This is a genomic window from Corynebacterium atrinae, assembly GCF_030408455.1.
Taxonomy (GTDB): Bacteria; Actinomycetota; Actinomycetes; order Mycobacteriales; family Mycobacteriaceae; genus Corynebacterium; species Corynebacterium atrinae.
Genome location: NZ_CP046977.1, coordinates 1,420,296 through 1,439,880, shown reverse-complemented (window position 1 = coordinate 1,439,880; position 19,585 = coordinate 1,420,296). Strand labels below are relative to the sequence as shown.

The window sequence follows — 19,585 nt, the reverse complement described above, 5'->3', positions numbered from 1 at the left end:
CCCACATGGCCTACGCTGACACCCGTTTTGCCACTCGCCGCCGAGCACTATCGGCCAAGCTATCCGGCATGCGCATTGATGAAATGCTGGTGACCAACCTGCTGCATGTCCGATTCCTCTCAGGGTTCTCCGGCTCCAACGCCGCCCTGGTCCTGGCCAAGGACTTGACTGCCTCCATCTGCACCGATGGCCGTTACATTACTCAGATCGCCGAAGAGGTCCCGGACATCCCGGCGATCATTGATCGTCCTTCCGCCGAGGCCCTTCTCCGCCGGATTGAAGGCCCTCGCCGCGTCGGTTTCGAGGCCGACTATGTCTCCGTGGCGGAGCTGGAAAACCTCCAAGAGGCCTGCAACGAAGACGTCACCCTGGTACCCGTGACCGGTGTCATCGAAGACATTCGCCTGATTAAGGACACCACCGAGCGCATTCGACTGGTCGAGACCGCCGAGATCGCGGTCGAGGCCTTCGAGGGCCTCTTAGCCAACGGAGAGGTCGCAATCGGTCGTTCGGAGCGGGAGATCGCTGCTGACCTTGAACACCGAATGCGCCTTCTCGGCGCCGAGCGCCCCAGCTTTGACACCATCGTCGCCTCCGGCGAGAACTCCGCCAAGCCCCACCACAGCGCCGGTGACCGCATTCTCCGCCGTGGTGATTTGGTGACCATCGACTTCGGCGCTCACGCCCGCGGCTTCAACTCGGACATGACCCGAACCCTCGTCATGGGCGAGGCAGATGAATTCTCCCGCGAAATCTACGACGTTGTCTTGCGCTCCCAGCTGGCCGGCGTCGAAGCCGCCACCCCAGGTACCCCGCTTATCGACGTCGACGCCGCCTGCCGCGCCGTCATCGACGAGGCAGGCTACGGCGAATACTTCGTCCACTCCACCGGACACGGCATCGGTCTGGAGGTCCACGAACGTCCCTACGCCTCCAAGGTGGGCGAGGGCGAATTGAAAGAACACATGACGCTGACCATCGAGCCGGGCATTTATGTCCCCGGACGCGGCGGCGTCCGCATCGAAGACACCTTATTGATCACCCAGGGTCCGGCGCGCATTATCACCCCGCTCAGTAAGGAAATGCACGTGGTGTAGGCTGGTAAAGCTGATATACCAGGACAACAAACACCAAGGGAGATAGCTTCGTGGCGTCCACCGCTGATTTTAAGAACGGTCTTGTGCTCAAGGTCGACGGCAAGTTGCAGCAGATCGTTGAGTTCCAGCACGTCAAGCCGGGCAAGGGTCCCGCTTTCGTGCGCACCAAGCTCAAGGACGTTGTCACCGGCAAGAATGTCGATAAGACCTGGAACGCTGGCGTCAAGGTCGAAACCGCTACGGTTGACCGCCGCGACATGACCTACCTGTACAACGACGGCACCTCCTACGTTGTCATGGACGATAAGAACTACGAGCAGGTTGAGCTGTCCGAGGACAAGTTCGGCGAGGCCGCTCAGTTCCTCCTGGAGAACATGCGAGTGCAGGTCTCCTTCCACGAGGGTGAGGCCCTGTTCGCTGAGCTTCCGGTCTCCGTGGACTTGAAGATCACCCACACCGAGCCCGGCCTGCAGGGTGACCGCTCCACCGGCGGTACCAAGCCCGCTACCTTGGAGTCCGGCGCTGAGATTCAGGTTCCGCTGTTCCTCGAAATCGGTAACGTGGTCAAGGTCGACACCCGCACCGGCGACTACCAGTCCCGCGTCTCCAACTAAGGCATTAACCAACTGTGAGTGAAACCTCTGAGACCGGCGCCGACAAGAAGAACTGGCGCCGCCATGGCGCGCGTTATCGCGCCCGCCGCCGCGCCGTTGATGTCCTCTTCGAAGCAGAGGCCCGCGATATCGATCCCGTCGCGATTATCGAGGATCGTATTGCGTTAGCCAAGCTGCCCGATTCGCAGGTGGCTCCCGTGGCCGACTACACCCGTGTGATCGTCGCCGGCTCCGCTGAAGAGCTCGACTCGGTCGACGAAGCCATCGAGCGCTACTTGGCCGAGGACTGGGAATTGGACCGGCTTCCCGCCGTCGACCGAGCTATCTTGCGCGTCGCGGCCTGGGAGATCCTTTTCAACGACGACGTCGATGCCGCCACCTCCGTCGTGGAAGGCGTGGAATTGGCCTCCCAGTACGGAAACGATGTCGCTGCACCGTACATCCATGCTGTCCTGGACGACATCGCGCAGTCCACCTCCGCGGACAACCCCATGATGGCCGAGCCGATCGCTGACGCAGAAGCTGATCCTGAGTTCACTCCGGATGAACCCGGAGTGGACGCTGAGCCGCGGCCGTCAAACGCCGCCGACCCCGGCCCCGGTCCGGTCCGATCTACCGAGAGCCCCGACCTCTGATCGACTCTCGTGAAACGCACCTTCCATGCTCCGCCTCGATATTGTGAGGCGCATTGCGGAAGGTGCGTTTCTCTTTGCCTATACGAGTAGTGGGGGCAGCTAGGGGACCGAGCTACATTCGTTTGGTGAGTGAGGCTGAAAAAGTTGCTCCTACCCCTTGCGTGACTCGCTTGCGTGTTCTAACATTGTGTTAGAACACGCAAGCGAAACACTTGGGGGTGAGCACACGTGACCATCGACATATACCACTCAATGGTAGAGATCTACCTTGAGAAAGCACTGACCCCTCCCCAGCACTACTACGCTGTCAGCTCACCCGATGATCCTGTCGCTCGCCGGGGAACGCAAATGCGACGCGAGGATCACGAACTGTGGCAATCAGTGTTGCCCGGTGATGATGAGGACATCGACATCGTGCTGGCTAGGCTTCGGCGTTCCCTGGGGCGCGGGGATCACTACCTCATGTCCGCGATCAGCGCCCACCACCGCCTCAACGAGCTTCCCGCATTGAAGGAAATCCAGGAGCACTACTTCCATCTCGACCTCCCCCGGCTCAAGATCATCGATAGTGTCCTGTGCAAAGCAGACACCACCGTGTCAGAACACCTGGACCTCATTGATACCGAACTAGCTAAGTTCCTCACCCCGACCCGGGCGAATCAGATCCTTCCCACAGCCGGCAAGATCAAACAGCGTCTCAATGCGATCATCACCATGCTCGACGAGACGATCTCCTCCGAGGATCCCGCCCCGCAGCCGGTTGATAGTGTCTCGATCGTCTTCGATGACGGTAGAGGCCTGCTGCATGCTGATCTCGATGGAGTCACAGCCCAAGAGATCGACCTTCGTATCCGCAAGTACGCGATTACTCACGGGGTCAGCCAAGCAGACGCACTCGTAGCACTGATTAGGGGTGAGGGGGCTACGAATGTCACCCTCAACGTCTATAAGGCATCGGATATCCCCACTGCCCCGGGGTGGGTCTCTGGGGTGGGGTATCTCACGGTTAAGCAGACCGAGGATCTTCTCAACCGGGTTGATGTCGAGATTGATCTAGATGCCATCACCGAGAAGGTCTCCCAGGCGTACGCCACACCGGCAGATATCCGCTCCCTCGTGATTGGTCTTGATGGGTCGTGTGCGGTGGGTGGGTGTGATGCCCCGGCTCATCGAGCACAGATGGATCACCGGATTAATCATGCTGATGGCGGGCCGACGACAGCAGCCAACCTCGCCCCATTGTGTGTCAAGCACCATGCGATCAAGACAGACCGTCGAGTCACCTACGTCATGGACCCGGTGACGAGGCGGAAGTATTTCTTGTTTGATGATGGGTCCTGGGCAGAGTCCGAAGGTGATGGGCCACTAGCCCCCGGCGAAAGACGGTGGTTGCAGACGGTGTCCCAGCGGATTACGAAGCGCAGAGCGAGGATCAGATCGGAGTCCCAAGCACAGAAGACAGAGCAGATAGAGCGGGAAGGACCACCACCGTTCTGACATAAGGCGAGGGTAGTCGACGAAGACAGGCCGCTATTAGATTCCCTACGATCGGTAGCATGGACAAATTCACCATGGATGAGGCCCTCCAGCATCGTGTCGGCCCTGATTTCCAGCTAGCCGATGTCGATCCCACATCGACCCCCGGATTCGAATGGAACAAAAAAGACTGGGAGCGAGAATTCCACCAGTATGACGATGAGCTCGACGAGCTCCAGGAGAAACTCTTCGCCAATGGTCGTGCCAAAGTGCCCGGAACTGGGGCAGTTCTCCTCGTCCTACAAGGCATGGATACCTCCGGCAAAGGCGGCGTCATCCGGCATGTGTTCAATGCCTTCGATCCCCAGGCATTGAGCATTTCCTCTTTCGGTGCGCCGACGGCGGAGGAACGCCAGCATGACTTCCTGTGGCGTATCCGCCCGCATGAGCCGGCGGTAGGGCAGATTGCTGTATTCGACCGATCGCACTACGAGGACGTGCTCATTCAGCGAGTAAGGCAGATGGCGCCGCCGGAGGAGATTGAGCGGCGTTACGGGGCGATCGTCGATTTCGAGCAGGACATGGTGGCCCGGAACGTGAAGATCATCAAGGTGATGCTCCACATTTCCAAGGACTTCCAAAAGGACAACCTCATCGAGCGCCTGGAAAACCCGGACAAGTACTGGAAGTACAACCCGGGTGATCTGGACGAGCGTGAATTGTGGGACGAGTATCAGGAAGCCTACGAGATCGCGATGCGGCGCACGTCGACGGAAGATGCCCCGTGGTACTGCCTACCGGGTGATAACAAACGTTATGCCCGGATGGCGGTGAAATACCTTGTCCTCGACGCGCTACGGTCGATGGACCTGGAATGGCCCGCCGCCACCTTCAACGTCGCGGCGGAACTGCGCAGGGCGGAGAAGGCCTAGCCCTGCTCTTCTTCCAACTGCTTTTCGACGGCCGCGCGGACCTCCGATAGCTCCTCGGCTACGACTTTGATGCCATCGTGGGTAGCGAGGACAGCATCGACGCCGTCGCGGAGGGACGCCGACAGCTGGGCGTCGGTCATACCGGCGGCGATGGAGAGGTCGCGCTCGGTGCGGACGATGAGTGTTTCGGCCCGGTCGACGACCGTGGCGCGGGCCCCAAAGCTGACGCAGTTGACCTGGTTGGCTGCGAGATAGAGGGTGGGGTCGGCGTCGTTAAGCACCTGATCCGTGACGGAGTCGGCGCGAATGATGGCGGTGGAACCGAGGACGGCGAAAGTCATGGGTAAGCCGTTGAGGTTGGCGGTGGCGACCTCGTTCTCAGGGTGGTGCTCCAGTTCGACATCGAATCCGCGCATGGCTTCGACAATTCGGTCGATGGTTACCGCTTGAATTTCGCTATTAGTGCTCATCGGAATGGGGCTCCTCCCACGTGACCAGCTCCGGCAGTTGGCCCTCGACCCATTCGTAAGCGCGCAGGATGCCGTCGAGGGTGGACATCACAAAAGCGCCGATCTGATTGCGGCTGAGGCCCTCGCCGATGAAGATTTGGCGGTGGGCGCTCACCGTGAGGTGGCCCATGCCGGCCGAGGACTCGAAGAAGCGCAGCGTCGGCATGTACTGGGTTTGATTCCACTCGTTGACCATGGCCAGCAAGCGCGGTGCTTCCTTTTTGGTCACTTCGCCGCGCCACATGGAGTCGGCGACGAGGTGATCGCTGTCGACGCTCAGGGCAATCGCGGCGTTAATAAACCCGGTGCGGACCACGACGGTGGCCTCTTCATCGGCAGCAGCCGGAGCGGCTTCGAGGCGGTGCTGCAAACCCTCTTCGTTAAGCAGTTCCGCCAGCCGCTCCGGGGTGACCGGGGCAACCGGGGTGTCGGGGATGGGGGACATCGGTGGTGAAGTAGTCACCTGGTCCACTGTAGCTAGTTAGCCCCTACAGGTCTGTCACGTCTTCCTTGACTAACTCGGGATCGACTAGCTCTTCGCCGCCGAGCTCGTGGGCGAGGGCAGTGTCGATGGTGGGGTAGCGGAAGACGTGAGCATCGGCGTGGAGCTTGGCTGGCACGACTCGTTGATCGGCCAAGGCCAATTCCTGGGCGCCTTCTTTACCCAACAGTATGGTGGGGCCGAGCGAGGGGATGGGCATGACCGCCGGGCGGCGTAGTTCCTTGCCAAGGGCAGCGGTGAAGTCACGGTTGAGCACCGGGTTGGGAGAGACGGCGTTGATGGGGCCGGACCAGGAGTCATCAAGACAGGCTTGGACGAGGATGTCGGTAAGGTCATCGAGGGCAATCCAGGAGAGCCAGAAGTTGCCGTCGCCGAAGTTGCCGCCGAGGCCGGTGGAAAACAGGGCCTTGAGGACGGGGAGCAGGCCGGAGTCGCCGGAGAGGACGACGCCGGTGCGGATCTGAATGACCCTTTTGCCGCCTTCGGCGGCGGGTGAGGTGGCTGCCTCCCAGTCCACGACGACGTCGCTAAGAAAGCCATCGCCGCGGGGCGAGTCTTCCGTGAGCACTTCTTCTCCTCGGTCGGAGCCGTAGAAGCCGACGGCGGAGGAGGAGATCATGGTGGATACGGAAGGGGAGTTGGCGACTAGTTGCGCGAGGCGACGGGTTGGCTCGATGCGGGACTCGCGAATCGCCTTTTTGTGGGAATCGCTAAAGCGGCCGAAAATCGGCTCGCCGGCGAGGTGAATGAGGATATCGACGCCGCTCAGTAGCTCACGATCAGGGTGGAAAGGCTCCCAGAGGCGCTGGCCTTCCTTGGAGTTCTTACGGACGAGCTGGATGACGTTGTGCCCGGCGGTGGTCAGTTGGGCGCTAAGTGCGCGCCCAACGAGCCCCCGGGAACCGGTGATGGCGACGGTGAGCGGTGTGCTCGGTTGCAGAGGGGCGATCCGGGATAGGAAAGCCATATCGCCGATGAGTTGGCGCTGGCGGTAGGCGAAGAAAGACTTCAGGGAATTGCCGGGCAGGCGAGTGGTGACGGTGTCGGTAATGAGGGTGCCGTCCGGATGATCAGCGAAATCGTGGACATGCCGCCAATTGGCCAGCAGCTTCAGGGGTGCGGAGGTACAGACGTCGGTGAAGCGGTAGCCGCGGCGAAAATTGGAAAGGTCGTGGCGGGCGACCCATTTGAGGCCTGCAGGCAGGCCGAAGATCGTGGTTCCGTCGGATAGCTTCTCTGCCTGCTGAATGGGGGTGAAAGGGAGGAAGGGTGCGGTCAGGCGAGAAAGAGCGCCGGGGCGGGTATGCCACTCCCAGACCTGCTCGCGGGGTGCGGGAACGACGTGGCTCACAGTCAGGCTCACGGGGTAGCCGCCTCTCTTAGGGTCGGGGGTGCTAGGATCAGCATCAGTCTTCAAGCATAGACACCATTCGTACTATTCAGACATCCTTTAAATACCGCACAGAGAGGCGGGGAAGGAGGTCACGATGAGTGAACGTAATGGCGCAGTGACAAGCGTCGAGCTCTTGGGCTCGGACGACGTCGCGCGCACTGTCGCACGCATCGCGCACCAGATTATTGAGAAGACGGCGCTGGACGCCCCGGACGCCGTACCTGTCATGTTGTTGGGCATCCCATCGGGGGGTGTGCCCCTCGCTGAGCGTCTTGCAGCCAAAATCGAGGAATTCTCGGGTGTCACCGTCCCCGTGGGTGCCCTCGACATCACCCTCTATCGCGACGACCTGCGTCGTGGACCGCACCGAGCGCTCAAGCCCACCACCATTCCTACTGGTGGCATTGACGGCAGCACGGTCGTGTTGGTCGACGACGTGTTGTACTCCGGACGTACGATCCGCGCGGCGCTCGATGCCCTGCGTGACATCGGCCGGCCGGAAAATATCCAGCTCGCAGTCTTGGTCGATCGGGGCCATCGTCAGCTGCCCATCCGCGCTGACTATGTGGGAAAGAACTTGCCCACGGCCCGCAATGAGGGCGTTACCGTGTTTCTCGAATCGATCGATGGCCGCGATGCCGTCGAGCTGACCCAGGAGGGCAAAGAATGAAGCACTTGCTGTCCATCGCGGACTTGAGCAGTGACGAGATCGTTGGCCTCATGGATGAAGCCGATCGTTTTCGGGAGGCGCTGGAGGGGCGGGAGATTAAGAAGTTGCCCACCTTGCGGGGCCGGACGATCTACACACTGTTCTATGAGAACTCGACCCGGACGCGTTCTTCCTTCGAAACCGCAGGTAAGTGGATGAGCGCGGACGTGATCAACCTGTCTGCTTCGACGTCTTCGGTGAAGAAGGGTGAGTCCCTCAAGGACACAGTCTTGACTCTCAGCTCCATTGGGGCGGATGCGATCATCATGCGGCATCCGTCCTCCGGGGCTGCCAACCTCGTCGCCGAGTGGGTGGCACCCGGTGGCAATGGCCCGAGTGTGATCAACGCCGGCGATGGCTCCCACCAGCATCCGACCCAGGCGCTGCTGGATGCCGTAACCATGCGCCAGCGCATCGGCGAAATCCGCGGCCGTAAGGTCCTCATTGTCGGCGACGTTCTCCATTCGCGAGTTGTGCGCTCGAATGTGGATTTGTTGTCCAAGCTGGGAGCCGAGGTCGTGCTCGTCGCCCCGCCAACCCTCCTGCCTTTCGGTGTGGAGAACTGGCCGGTGCGGACCTTCCAGGACTTCGATGCAGAAATCGCCGACGCCGACGTCGTCATGATGTTGCGGGTCCAACAGGAGCGCATGAACGGCGGCTTCTTCCCCTCTCACCGCGAATACGCCAACTTCTTCGGCCTGTCCAAGGCACGCGCGGCGAAGATGAAAAAGGACGCGATCATCATGCACCCGGGTCCGATGCTGCGCGGCATGGAAATCAATTACGCCGTCGCCGACTATGACTCAACGGCGATCCTGCAACAGGTGAACAACGGCGTTCACCTGCGCATGGCCGTCCTATTCACCCTTCTCGTCGGCGACTCCGCCGCGGCCGGATACTAAAGGAGAATCCCCCATGACCTTTCCCGCCACCGGCCCCCTGTCCGCCGTCGAGCCGGGCACCCTGAAGCTTGTCGACGTCCGCCCCTACGGTGAGGGCGATCCCGTCACGGTCCTCATCAAAGACGGCATCATCGTCGATCTCGATGCGTCGGCTGATGCCGACGCCGACCGCACCATCGATGGTTGCGGCAATGTCCTCCTACCGGGCCTCGTCGATATGCATGTTCACCTGCGTGAACCTGGCCGCGAGGACACTGAAACCATTATCACTGGCTCCCAAGCTGCCGCACAGGGTGGCTTCACTGCCGTGTTCACCATGGCCAACACCATGCCCGTCATGGACCAGCCGGTCTTGGCTGAATCCGTGTGGCTGAAGGGCCAGCACGCCGGAATCTGCGACGTGCACCCTGTCGGCTCTATCACCAAGGGCCTCGAGGGCAAGGAGATCACCGAATTCGGGATGATGGCGACCTCCCAAGCCAAGGTCCGCATGTTCTCCGATGACGGCAAATGCGTCGACGACCCGCTCATCATGCGGCGAGCACTCGAATATGCCAAGGGCCACGACGTTTTGTTGGCCCAACATGCGGAAGATAGTCGCCTCACGGGCGGGGCCGTCGCCCATGAAGGTGAGACTGCGGCCCGCCTGGGTCTGCGGGGGTGGCCGCGCGTAGCCGAGGAGTCCATCGTGGTGCGCGATGCCCTGCTTGCCCGTGACTACGGCAACCGGGTCCACATCTGTCACGCCTCGACGACTGGCACCGTCGAGCTGGTGTCATGGGCCAAGGATCAAGGCATCCCGCTGACGGCGGAGGTGACCCCGCACCATCTGCTTCTGACCGACGAGAAGCTGAATACCTATGACGGCAACTTCCGGGTTAACCCGCCCTTGCGCGAGGAGCACGACACGCTTGCTCTGCGTCAGGCCCTGCTGGACGGTGTCATCGACTGCGTCGCTACCGATCACGCCCCGCACGGCTCCGAAGAGAAGTGCTGCGAGTTCGAGCATGCCCGACCAGGCATGCTTGGGCTGGAGACATCCTTGGCAATCATCGCTGAGATCTTCGTCCGCTCCGGTCTCGCCGACTGGCGCTGGGTGGCGAAGGTGATGAGCGAGCGCCCGGCCGAGATCGTCCGCCTTCCCGGCCACGGCCGTCCCATCGCGGTGGGGGAGCCTGCCAACCTCACCATCATCGACCCAGGGGCGAGCTGGACTGCCCGGGGGGCGGAGATGGCCTCGAAGTCGGAAAACACTCCCTACGAGGGCATGGATTTCGGCGCCAAGGTGACCACCACGGTGCTGCGTGGCCGCCTCACCTGCGTGGACGGCGTGGCTACCGAGCCACGTGAAATCTCCCCCGGCGCCGTATAAGATACAAATTGCTGAATATCATGCAGAACAATAATGTTGCGAAAGGTGACGCCTTGACGTCCTCCTCCGACCCGACACGGGTCCCCGCTGTCCTCGTCCTCGCCGACGGTTCCGTTTTCCGCGGCTACAACTTCGGAGCCTCCGGCACCACCTTGGGTGAGGCTGTGTTCACCACCGCCATGACCGGGTACCAGGAGACCATGACGGACCCCTCCTATCACCGCCAGATCGTGGTCACTACCGCTCCGCAGATTGGCAACACCGGCTGGAACGAGCAAGACAACGAGTCGCGCCACGGCCAGATCTGGGTGGCAGGCCTGGTCATCCGCGATCTCGCCCATCGGGTGTCCAACTGGCGGGCCACGCACAGCTTGGCCGAGGAGATGGACAAGCAGGACGTGGTGGGAATCCGGGGCGTCGATACGCGTGCCCTCGTGCGCCACCTTCGGAACAACGGGTCCACTGCCGCTGGCATCTTCACCGGAGCGGACGCGCGTCGACCGATCGAAGAGCTGCTCGCTGAGGTCAACGCCCAGCCGTCCATGAAGGGGGCTGATCTCTCCGCCGAGGTCTCCACCGGCGAGGTCTACGAGGTCCCCGCCATCGGAGATGCCAAGTTCACCGTCGTCGCCTACGACCTGGGCATTAAGTCCGCCACCCCCGGCCATTTTTCCAAGCGCGGCATCCGCACCATTGTCGTGCCCGCCAACACTCCTTTCGCCGAGATCCAGCAGTTCCACCCGGACGGGGTGTTCCTCTCCAACGGCCCCGGCGACCCTGCCACTGCCGACGAGATGGTCGCCATCACCCGCGACGTCATTGCGGCGAGCATTCCGCTGTTTGGAATCTGCTTCGGTAACCAGATCCTCGGTCGCGCATTCGGGCTGGATACCTACAAGCTGAAGTTCGGGCACCGCGGGATCAACGTGCCCGTCATCAACACGGTGACCTCGAAGATCGACATCACCTCTCAAAACCACGGCTTTGCGCTCAAGGCGCCGGAGGGGGAGACCTTCGACACCGATTTCGGTCCGGCTCGCGTTACCCACCTCTGCCTCAATGACAAGACGGTGGAGGGCGTCGCGCTGGTGGACGGCCGTGCCTTCTCGGTTCAGTATCACCCAGAGTCTGCCGCCGGCCCAAACGATGCGAACCCGCTATTTGACCAGTTCATCGAGTTGATGTCCGCTCACGCTAGCACCGCCGCAGCCGCCAAGTAAGTACCAGGAAGAAGACAAGGAAAACTCATGCCTAAGCGCACAGATCTCAAGCACGTCCTGGTCATTGGTTCCGGCCCCATCGTCATCGGCCAGGCCTGCGAATTCGACTACTCCGGCACTCAGGCCTGCCGTGTCCTTCGCGAAGAGGGCCTGCGAGTAACGCTCATCAACTCCAACCCGGCGACGATCATGACCGACCCGGAGTTTGCGGACCACACCTACGTCGAGCCGATCCAGCCCGAGTACATCGAGAAGATCTTTGAAAAAGAGATCGAGCAGGGCCACCCGATCGATGCTGTCTTGGCTACTTTGGGCGGCCAGACCGCGCTTAACGCCGCCATCCAGCTCGATCGCCGAGGAACCCTGAAGAAGTTCGGCGCCGAGCTCATCGGTGCCGACATTGATGCCATTGAGCGGGGCGAGGATCGCCAGAAGTTCAAGGACATCGTCGCCTCCATCGGTGGCGAGTCCGCGCGCTCGGCCGTCTGCCACAACATGGATGAGGTGCACGCGGCCGTCGCCGAACTCGGACTACCCGTCGTGGTGCGCCCCTCCTTCACCATGGGTGGCCTTGGCTCGGGCTTGGCCTACAACAACGAAGACCTCGAGCGTATCGCCGGCGGCGGACTGGCTGCCTCCCCGGAAGCCAACGTCCTCATCGAGGAGTCGATCCTCGGGTGGAAGGAATTCGAGCTGGAGCTCATGCGAGACGGCGACGATAACGTCGTGGTCATCGCCTCTATCGAGAATGTCGACGCCCTCGGCGTCCACACCGGCGACTCTGTCACCGTGGCCCCTGCTCTCACCCTGACCGACCGCGAGTTCCAAAAGATGCGTGACCAGGGTATTGCCATTATCCGTGAGGTCGGCGTTGACACCGGCGGTTGCAACATTCAGTTCGCCATCAACCCCAATGATGGCCGCATCATCACCATCGAAATGAATCCGCGCGTGTCCCGTTCCTCAGCGCTGGCCTCGAAGGCGACGGGTTTCCCCATCGCGAAGATCGCCGCCAAGCTCGCCATCGGCTATACGCTCGACGAGATCACCAATGACATCACCGGTGTCACCCCCGCTGCCTTTGAGCCGACCCTCGACTACGTCATCGTCAAGGCCCCCCGCTTTGCGTTTGAGAAGTTTCCCGGCGCTGACGACACCCTGACCACCACGATGAAGTCCGTCGGTGAGGCCATGGGCATCGGCCGCAACTACATCGCCGGCTTGAACAAGGTCATGCGCTCGCTGGAGCAGAAGCAGGCAGGCTTTTGGACCAAGCCGGACGAGTACTTCGCCGGTGAGCGGGCCACGGACTTGGTTGCGGTGCTTGAGGATCTGAAGCGTCCCACCGATGGCCGCATGTACGACATCGAGCTGGCCCTGCGCTTGGGCGCCACCATCGAGGAACTGTACGACGCCTCCGACGTCGACCCTTGGTTCCTCGCCGAGCTGAAGGCCCTGGTGGATTTCCGAAAGAGGCTTATCGACGCCCCGGTGCTCGACGCCGATCTCCTCCGCGAGGCTAAAGTCTTCGGCCTCTCAGACGCACAAATCGCCGTCCTGCGCCCTGAGTTCGCCGGTGAGGAGGGCGTGCGCCGCCTCCGCTGGTCGCTGGGGATCCGCCCGGTATTCAAGACGGTGGATACCTGCGCCGCCGAGTTCGAGGCCCAAACTCCATACCACTACTCCGCTTATGAGCTTGACCCCGCCGCAGAGACCGAGGTCGAGCCGCAGACGGAGAAGGAAAAGGTCATCATCTTGGGCTCCGGCCCGAACCGCATCGGCCAGGGCATCGAATTCGACTACTCCTGTGTCCACGCCGCGTTAGAACTCTCCCGCATTGGCTACGAGACCGTCATGGTTAACTGCAACCCGGAGACCGTCTCCACCGACTATGACACCGCCGACCGCCTGTACTTCGAGCCGCTGACGTTCGAAGACGTCATGGAGGTCTACCACGCTGAGGCAACCTCCGGCACCGTCGCCGGCGTCATCGTTCAGCTCGGTGGTCAGACTCCGTTGGGCCTGGCCCAACAGCTTGCCGACGCCGGTGTCCCCGTCGTGGGCACCACCCCGGAGGCCATCAACTTGGCTGAGGATCGCGGCGAGTTTGGCGAGGTCCTCAAGGCCGCCGCACTGCCCGCCCCGGCCTTCGGCACTGCTACCTCCTTCGACGAGGCCCGACAGGTCGCCGATGCCATCGGCTACCCGGTGCTAGTTCGTCCTTCCTATGTCTTGGGTGGACGTGGCATGGAAATCGTCTACGACGAAGAATCCCTGTCGGACTACATCGAGCGCGCCACCGAGCTCAACCCAGCGCACCCGGTGCTCGTTGACCGCTTCCTCGACTCGGCCATCGAGATCGACGTTGATGCCCTGTGTGACGGCGAGGACGTCTACCTCGCAGGCGTCATGGAGCACATCGAGGAGGCCGGCATTCACTCCGGTGACTCCGCCTGTGCCTTGCCGCCCATGACACTGGGCGCGGAGGACATTGAAAAGGTCCGCCAGTCCACCATTGCCCTGGCGCAGGGTATCGGCGTCAAGGGCCTGATGAACGTCCAATTCGCACTTAAGGACGACATCTTGTACGTCATTGAGGCAAACCCGCGTGCCTCTCGCACCGTGCCGTTTGTGTCCAAGGCAACTGGCGTTCACCTGGCCAAGGCCGCTTCCCGCATCATGCTTGGCTCCACCCTCGCTGAGCTGAAGGAAGAGGGAATGCTCCCCACCGATTACGACGGGGGCTCCCTGCCGCTGGAGCACCCGATCGCCGTCAAGGAGGCAGTGCTTCCCTTCAACCGTTTCCGCCGCCCCGATGGCAAGATGCTGGACACTTTGCTTTCTCCGGAAATGAAGTCCACCGGCGAGGTCATGGGTTTGGCGGAAAACTTCGGGGCCGCCTACGCCAAGGCCGAAGCTGCCGCATTCGGCGAGCTGCCGACCGCCGGCAACGTCTTTGTCTCGGTGGCCAACCGCGACAAGCGCACCCTGATCTTCCCGATCCAGCGCCTCTCCTCGCTGGGGTTCAATCTCCTGGCCACCGCCGGAACGGCCGCCATGCTGCGGCGCAACGGCATCGAATGCCAGACGGTGCTCAAGGCCTCCGATATCCGCGAAGCCGGAGAAGGTAAGTCCATCGTTGACCTCATTTTGGCCGGAGACATCGACCTCATCCTCAACACTCCCGCTGGTTCCGCCGGAGCTCGTCACGATGGCTACGACATCCGTGCGGCGGCCGTCTCGGTCGGAGTGCCGCTGGTGACCACCGTGCAGGGTGTTACCGCTGCGGTGCAGGGTATTGAGGCCCTGCGGGCCGGTGACCTGGAGGTCCGGGCGCTGCAGGAGCTTGATCACACGGTGGGTAACTAGCATGACATTTGGCGAGAAGCTTCTTTGCGCCGCCGCTACCCGCGGCCGCCTCTGCGTCGGCATCGATCCGCACGCCAGCTTGCTGCAATCCTGGGGATTGAGCGATGACGCGGAGGGAGTGGCCGAATTTAGCCGCCGCTGCGTGGAGGCTTTCGCCGACACGGCCGCTTTGGTTAAGCCTCAAGTTGCCTTTTATGAGAGACATGGCTCCGCCGGCTTCCGGGTCCTTGAGGAGACCCTTGTTGCTCTCCGGGAGGCGGGGTGCCTGGTCGTCGCTGATGCTAAGCGGGGCGACATTGGCTCCACCATGGCCGGCTATGCACACGCTTGGCTGGGGGAGGGGTCGACGTTGCAGACGGATGCCGTCACCGTGTCTCCTTATCTCGGTGTGGGTTCCCTGCGGCCGGTCTTCGAGCTGGCAGAAGCTACCGGCCGCGGAGTCTTCGTCTTGGCTGCCACTTCTAATCCGGAGGCCGTCGAACTGCAGAGTCACGTGAATTCGGATGGCCGAACTATCGCCCAGCAAGTGGTGGATGAGTGCGCCGCGCTGAACGCGTCCCACAGCGGGCCTGGCAACATCGGTGTGGTTGTTGGAGCAACCTTGGCCAGCCCGCCGAATCTTTCCCGCCTGAATGGGCCGGTTCTATTGCCGGGAGTGGGCGCGCAAGGTGCTAATGCTCAGGACGTGGCCAGAATCGCAGCCGGTGTGAGCAATTTGGCCTTCCCGAATGTCTCGCGAGCCATCCTCTCTGCCGGTCCGAACGTTTCTGACCTGCGGAAAGCCGTGCTGTCGACGGCGTCAGAATTCCCAGGTCACTGATACTAGAAACTGGGCCCGCTGTCCTGGTATTTTATGAAATGCGAGGCGTTGACGTGCCCAAATGGGCGGGTCAATCTCCCCGCTGTCGGCCCGGTGCTAAACTAGTCGGAGTTCAGTGAGTTGCACGCTTGAAATTCGCAGGTAAATCGCTGAAGTCTGGTGCTGAAGTTGAGTACCAAATCTAACCAAACTATCCCCTTTTGAATCGGAGGAACCCCGTGGCCCTTCCCAAGTTGACCGACGAGCAGCGCAAGGAAGCCCTCGCTAAGGCTGCAGAGGCTCGTAAGGCTCGTGCAGAGCTGAAGGCAGAGCTCAAGCGCGGCAGCACCAACCTCAAGGAGGTTCTGGCAAAGGCTCAGACCGACGAGATCATTGGCAAGACCAAGGTCTCCGCACTGCTCGAGGCACTCCCGAAGGTCGGCAAGGTCAAGGCTAAGGAGATCATGGAGGAGCTCGAGATCGCCCAGACCCGTCGTCTGCGTGGTCTCGGTGACCGCCAGCGCCGCGCTCTGCTTGAGCGCTTCGGCTTCTCCGAGGACTAGAACATGCCCGGCGAGAACCCCCAGGGTCGGCTAGTGGTATTGGCCGGTCCTTCCGCAGTGGGAAAATCCACCGTGGTTCATCGCCTGCGCAGTGACGTCAAGGATCTTTACTTCAGCGTCTCCATGACTACCCGGGCACCGCGTCCCGGTGAAGTCGATGGGGTTGACTACTTCTACGTCACCGCTGATCAGTTTCAGGACAACATCGACCGTGGGCGGATGCTCGAATGGGCAGAAATCCACGGTGGCCTGCAGCGCTCTGGTACTCCCGCCGAACCGGTGGAAAAGGCTCTAGCGCAAGGCCGTCCGGTTCTCGTCGAGGTAGACCTCGAAGGGGCGCGCAACGTTAAGGCCGCGATGTCTCAGGCCGAGACTGTGTTCCTCGCCCCGCCCTCGTGGGAGGTCCTGGTGGACCGCCTGACGGGACGCGGAACAGAGCCGGAAGATGTCATCGCCCGCCGTTTGGAGACCGCTCGAGAAGAGCTGGCCAGCCAGGGCGAGTTCGACCACGTGGTGGTCAATGACAACGTCGATGATGCTGTGGCTGCGATCAGTGCTATCCTGCAGGGCGCATCCCGCTAAAATCTTCACAACCCCAATGAAAAGGTGCAAGTGACCAACGTGAGCAACGAGAAGTCCACGTCCGCCGCCGCTGTGTTCGATCCGCCGGAGGGCATTACCTCCCCGCCGATCGACGTGCTGCTCGACACGGTCTCCTCCAAGTATGCCCTGGTGATCTTCGCCGCCAAGCGCGCGCGTCAGATCAACAGCTACTACCAGCAGCACGACGAGGGTGTCTTCGAGTTCGTCGGACCCCTAGTGACCCCTGAGCCCGGCGAGAAGCCGCTGTCCATCGCCCTGCGCGAGATCGAGGCCGGCTTGCTCGACCACGAAGAAGGCAACTAGCCCTCAGGCGCTTCATCTGCCCCCTGAGCCCTTGACCGGGTCAGGGGGCCGTTGTCGTTGCTACCTCGGTAGAGTGTCCACCATGAGTGAGCAGAGTTCTCCCCGCAAGATCGTCGTTGGTGTTTCCGGTGGCATCGCCGCCTACAAGGCCTGTCACCTGGTCCGCGATTTTAAAGAGGCGGGGGATGATGTCCGCGTCGTGCCGACGCCGAACGCCCTCACCTTTGTCGGTGCCGCCACCTTCGAGGCGCTCAGTGGGCATCGCGTATCGACGTCGGTGTTTGACGCCGTCGACGAAGTCCAACACGTTCGCATCGGGCAGGAAGCCGAGGCGGTGGTCATCGCCCCGGCTACGGCCGATGTCATCGCCCGGCTCGCCGCCGGGCGAGCGGACGACCTGCTCACTTCGACGGTGTTGGTTGCCACCTGTCCGATCGTGGTGGCCCCGGCGATGCACACCGAAATGTGGCTGAATGCAGCGACCCGCGCGAACGTCGCCACGCTGCGGGAGCGAGGAATGATCGTGATGGAGCCCGCCCATGGGCGGCTCACGGGCAAGGACTCTGGGCCGGGGCGATTGCCGGAGCCCAGCCAGATCGCCGACCTTGTTCGCCTGGCGCTCGATGGACATGTGCCGCGGTTTGATTGGGTGGGCAAGAAGGTCCTCATTACAGCCGGTGGGACCCAGGAAGCACTCGACCCGGTGCGGTTTTTGGGTAATCGTTCCTCGGGCCGGCAAGGTTTTGCCTTGGCGGAGATCGCGGTTCAGCGCGGCGCGGAGGTGACCATTGTCGCCGGCGCTACCGATCAGTTGCCAGTTCCTTCGGGCGCGACGGTGGAGCGAGTGACGTCTACTCGTGACATGGCGGCGGCGGTCGCTCGGTTGGCTCCGGAATCGGACGTCGTCGTCATGGCCGCGGCAGTGGCTGATTTCCGTCCGGCTGTTCAGGCGGATGCGAAGCTGAAGAAGGGCGCGGATGACGAGTCCCTCGCGCGCCTGGAGCTCATCGAGAACCCGGACATTTTGGCCACGACGGTCCAGCGCCGGCGAGATGGGCAGATTCCCGCGGGCACCGTGATCGTTGGGTTCGCCGCGGAGACGGGCGATGCCACCCATTCCGCCTTGGAGCATGCCCAGGCTAAGTTGCAGCGCAAGGGCTGCGATCTCATGATGGCTAATGAGGTGGGGGAGGGCAAAGTGTTTGGTGAGGCCCGCAATCGTGGGTGGTTGCTGGCCGCGGATGGCTCGGTGACGGCGATCAGTGATGGCTCGAAACTGGCCGTCGCGGCGCAGATTCTTGACGCTGTAGACAGCTTGGTCTAGAGTGGGCGAGACATTAAGTACTGATACTGAAAGAAGCACCCCTTTGTCTAACGACTCTTCCACTGTCCGCCTGTTTACCAGCGAGTCTGTGACAGAAGGTCACCCCGATAAGATCTGCGACGCCATTTCCGACGCCGTGCTGGACGCACTGCTGAAGGAGGATCCGAACGCCCGTGTCGCTGTCGAGACGCTCGTGACCACCGGTCAGGTCCATGTCGTCGGTGAGGTCCGGACGAGCGGCTACGTCGAGATTCCGCAGATCGTGCGCCAAACCCTCCGCGGCATTGGCTTCACCTCTTCCGATGTGGGCTTCGACGGCAATACCTGCGGGGTGAGCGTCGCGATTGGCGAGCAGTCCCCAGAAATTGGGCACGGGGTGGACACCTCCCACGAAGTTCGCCAGGGCGGATCCGTGGAGGACGATGATTACGCCGGTGCTGGCGACCAGGGGCTCATGTTCGGCTACGCCACGGATGAGACCGAAGAGTTTATGCCGCTGCCGATCGCTCTGGCGCATCGTCTGGCCCGCCGCCTGACACAGGTCCGCAAGGAGGGCATCGTCCCGCACCTGCGCCCCGACGGCAAGACCCAGGTCACCTTCGCCTACGACGCGGACGACCAACCGGTCCGCCTCGACACGGTCGTGGTGTCCACTCAGCACGACCCGGAGGTCACTCAGGAGTGGCTCGAGGAGCAGATTCGCACGCATGTCGTCGACTGGGTAGTGGACGATGCCGGGATCAGGCACATGGTGGATGGGGACCTCACGCTGTTGGTGAATCCCTCCGGCTCCTTTATCTTGGGCGGTCCGATGGGCGATGCCGGGTTGACGGGGCGCAAGATTATCGTCGACACCTACGGCGGCATGGCTCGTCACGGCGGCGGCGCCTTCTCCGGCAAGGACCCCTCCAAGGTGGACCGGTCTGGCGCTTATGCCATGCGGTGGGTGGCCAAGAACATCGTGGCCGCCGGTCTGGCCAAGCGAGCTGAGGTCCAGGTGGCCTACGCAATCGGCCGCGCGAAGCCGGTTGGCCTCTACGTCGAGACCTTCGGCACCGCCCGCCCGGGCCTCAACGATGAGGACATCCAGGCCGCCGTGGAGAAGGTCTTCGATCTGCGCCCCGCCGCGATCATCCGCCAGTTGGAATTGCTGCGTCCCATTTACCGCCAGACGGCCGCCTATGGGCACTTCGGTCGTCTCGATCTTCAGCTGCCGTGGGAGCGAACCGACCGAGTCGAGCAGCTGCAGGCAGCCCTGTAGAA

Annotated in this window: 19 protein-coding genes; 16 read left to right on the top strand and 3 right to left on the bottom strand. The window is 62.1% G+C overall.

Annotated elements, in window-relative coordinates; all coding sequences use genetic code 11:
* The first annotated feature begins 5 nt into the window (after nucleotides 1–5).
* From CATRI_RS07070 to CATRI_RS07050, 5 genes are all read left to right on the top strand, one after another.
* Nucleotides 6–1,097 (top strand): aminopeptidase P family protein, encoded by a 1,092-nt coding sequence (locus tag CATRI_RS07070; RefSeq protein ID WP_290216097.1) that lies wholly within the window; start codon nucleotides 6–8, stop codon nucleotides 1,095–1,097.
* A gap of 50 nt (nucleotides 1,098–1,147) precedes the next feature.
* Nucleotides 1,148–1,711, top strand: coding sequence for an elongation factor P (gene efp, locus CATRI_RS07065; protein ID WP_290216095.1), 564 nt, complete (start codon nucleotides 1,148–1,150; stop codon nucleotides 1,709–1,711).
* Between the two features lie 14 nt (nucleotides 1,712–1,725).
* On the top strand, nucleotides 1,726–2,346 hold the full coding sequence (gene nusB / locus CATRI_RS07060; protein ID WP_290216093.1) for a transcription antitermination factor NusB: 621 nt from the start codon (nucleotides 1,726–1,728) through the stop codon (nucleotides 2,344–2,346).
* Between the two features lie 228 nt (nucleotides 2,347–2,574).
* The gene (locus tag CATRI_RS07055) at nucleotides 2,575–3,843 is read left to right on the top strand and encodes an HNH endonuclease signature motif containing protein (protein WP_290216091.1); all 1,269 of its coding nucleotides are present in this window, start codon (nucleotides 2,575–2,577) and stop codon (nucleotides 3,841–3,843) included.
* Between the two features lie 59 nt (nucleotides 3,844–3,902).
* Nucleotides 3,903–4,754 (top strand): PPK2 family polyphosphate kinase, encoded by an 852-nt coding sequence (locus CATRI_RS07050; RefSeq protein WP_290216089.1) that lies wholly within the window; start codon nucleotides 3,903–3,905, stop codon nucleotides 4,752–4,754.
* Here CATRI_RS07050 and CATRI_RS07045 read toward each other — a convergent pair.
* From CATRI_RS07045 to CATRI_RS07035, 3 genes are read right to left on the bottom strand one after another with little or no spacing between them, the layout of a single operon-like run.
* Complete coding sequence (locus tag CATRI_RS07045; RefSeq protein ID WP_290216087.1) at nucleotides 4,751–5,224, bottom strand: YbjN domain-containing protein; 474 nt, start codon at nucleotides 5,222–5,224, stop codon at nucleotides 4,751–4,753. The two genes, CATRI_RS07050 and CATRI_RS07045, sit on opposite strands and share 4 nt — an antisense overlap.
* A complete protein-coding gene (locus tag CATRI_RS07040) occupies nucleotides 5,214–5,726 on the bottom strand; it encodes a YbjN domain-containing protein (protein ID WP_353959716.1) in 513 nt (170 codons plus the stop codon). Before CATRI_RS07040 ends, CATRI_RS07045 begins: the two co-directional genes overlap by 11 nt.
* 25 nt (nucleotides 5,727–5,751) lie before the next feature.
* Nucleotides 5,752–7,128: a TIGR01777 family oxidoreductase gene (locus tag CATRI_RS07035; RefSeq protein WP_290216085.1), complete on the bottom strand. Its 1,377-nt coding sequence runs from the start codon at nucleotides 7,126–7,128 to the stop codon at nucleotides 5,752–5,754.
* A 124-nt stretch (nucleotides 7,129–7,252) separates the two neighbouring features.
* On the opposite strand from CATRI_RS07035, the gene pyrR reads away from it, so the two are divergent.
* From pyrR to metK, 11 genes are all read left to right on the top strand, one after another.
* A complete protein-coding gene (gene pyrR / locus CATRI_RS07030; protein ID WP_290216083.1) occupies nucleotides 7,253–7,828 on the top strand; it encodes a bifunctional pyr operon transcriptional regulator/uracil phosphoribosyltransferase PyrR in 576 nt (191 codons plus the stop codon).
* The gene (locus CATRI_RS07025) at nucleotides 7,825–8,769 is read left to right on the top strand and encodes an aspartate carbamoyltransferase catalytic subunit (RefSeq protein ID WP_290216081.1); all 945 of its coding nucleotides are present in this window, start codon (nucleotides 7,825–7,827) and stop codon (nucleotides 8,767–8,769) included. Before pyrR ends, CATRI_RS07025 begins: the two co-directional genes overlap by 4 nt.
* A gap of 13 nt (nucleotides 8,770–8,782) precedes the next feature.
* Complete coding sequence (locus tag CATRI_RS07020; protein WP_290216079.1) at nucleotides 8,783–10,141, top strand: dihydroorotase; 1,359 nt, start codon at nucleotides 8,783–8,785, stop codon at nucleotides 10,139–10,141.
* A gap of 20 nt (nucleotides 10,142–10,161) precedes the next feature.
* Entirely contained in the window at nucleotides 10,162–11,361 is a 1,200-nt protein-coding gene (gene carA, locus CATRI_RS07015) for a glutamine-hydrolyzing carbamoyl-phosphate synthase small subunit (RefSeq protein WP_290216077.1), read from the top strand.
* 27 nt (nucleotides 11,362–11,388) lie between these two features.
* The gene (carB, locus tag CATRI_RS07010; protein ID WP_290216075.1) at nucleotides 11,389–14,730 is read left to right on the top strand and encodes a carbamoyl-phosphate synthase large subunit; all 3,342 of its coding nucleotides are present in this window, start codon (nucleotides 11,389–11,391) and stop codon (nucleotides 14,728–14,730) included.
* A gap of 1 nt (nucleotide 14,731) precedes the next feature.
* Complete coding sequence (gene pyrF / locus CATRI_RS07005) at nucleotides 14,732–15,550, top strand: orotidine-5'-phosphate decarboxylase (protein WP_290216073.1); 819 nt, start codon at nucleotides 14,732–14,734, stop codon at nucleotides 15,548–15,550.
* 218 nt (nucleotides 15,551–15,768) lie between these two features.
* On the top strand, nucleotides 15,769–16,092 hold the full coding sequence (gene mihF, locus CATRI_RS07000) for an integration host factor, actinobacterial type (RefSeq protein ID WP_047253157.1): 324 nt from the start codon (nucleotides 15,769–15,771) through the stop codon (nucleotides 16,090–16,092).
* Between the two features lie 3 nt (nucleotides 16,093–16,095).
* The gene (gene gmk, locus CATRI_RS06995; protein WP_290216070.1) at nucleotides 16,096–16,674 is read left to right on the top strand and encodes a guanylate kinase; all 579 of its coding nucleotides are present in this window, start codon (nucleotides 16,096–16,098) and stop codon (nucleotides 16,672–16,674) included.
* A 30-nt stretch (nucleotides 16,675–16,704) separates the two neighbouring features.
* Nucleotides 16,705–16,998 carry a DNA-directed RNA polymerase subunit omega gene (gene rpoZ / locus CATRI_RS06990; protein ID WP_047253155.1) on the top strand — a complete coding sequence of 98 codons (294 nt, stop codon included), beginning with the start codon at nucleotides 16,705–16,707 and terminating at the stop codon, nucleotides 16,996–16,998.
* An 82-nt stretch (nucleotides 16,999–17,080) separates the two neighbouring features.
* Nucleotides 17,081–18,322: a bifunctional phosphopantothenoylcysteine decarboxylase/phosphopantothenate--cysteine ligase CoaBC gene (gene coaBC, locus CATRI_RS06985; protein WP_290216065.1), complete on the top strand. Its 1,242-nt coding sequence runs from the start codon at nucleotides 17,081–17,083 to the stop codon at nucleotides 18,320–18,322.
* Nucleotides 18,323–18,365: 43 nt separating this feature from the next.
* Nucleotides 18,366–19,583, top strand: coding sequence for a methionine adenosyltransferase (gene metK / locus CATRI_RS06980; protein ID WP_290216063.1), 1,218 nt, complete (start codon nucleotides 18,366–18,368; stop codon nucleotides 19,581–19,583).
* The last annotated feature ends 2 nt before the right edge of the window (nucleotides 19,584–19,585 follow it).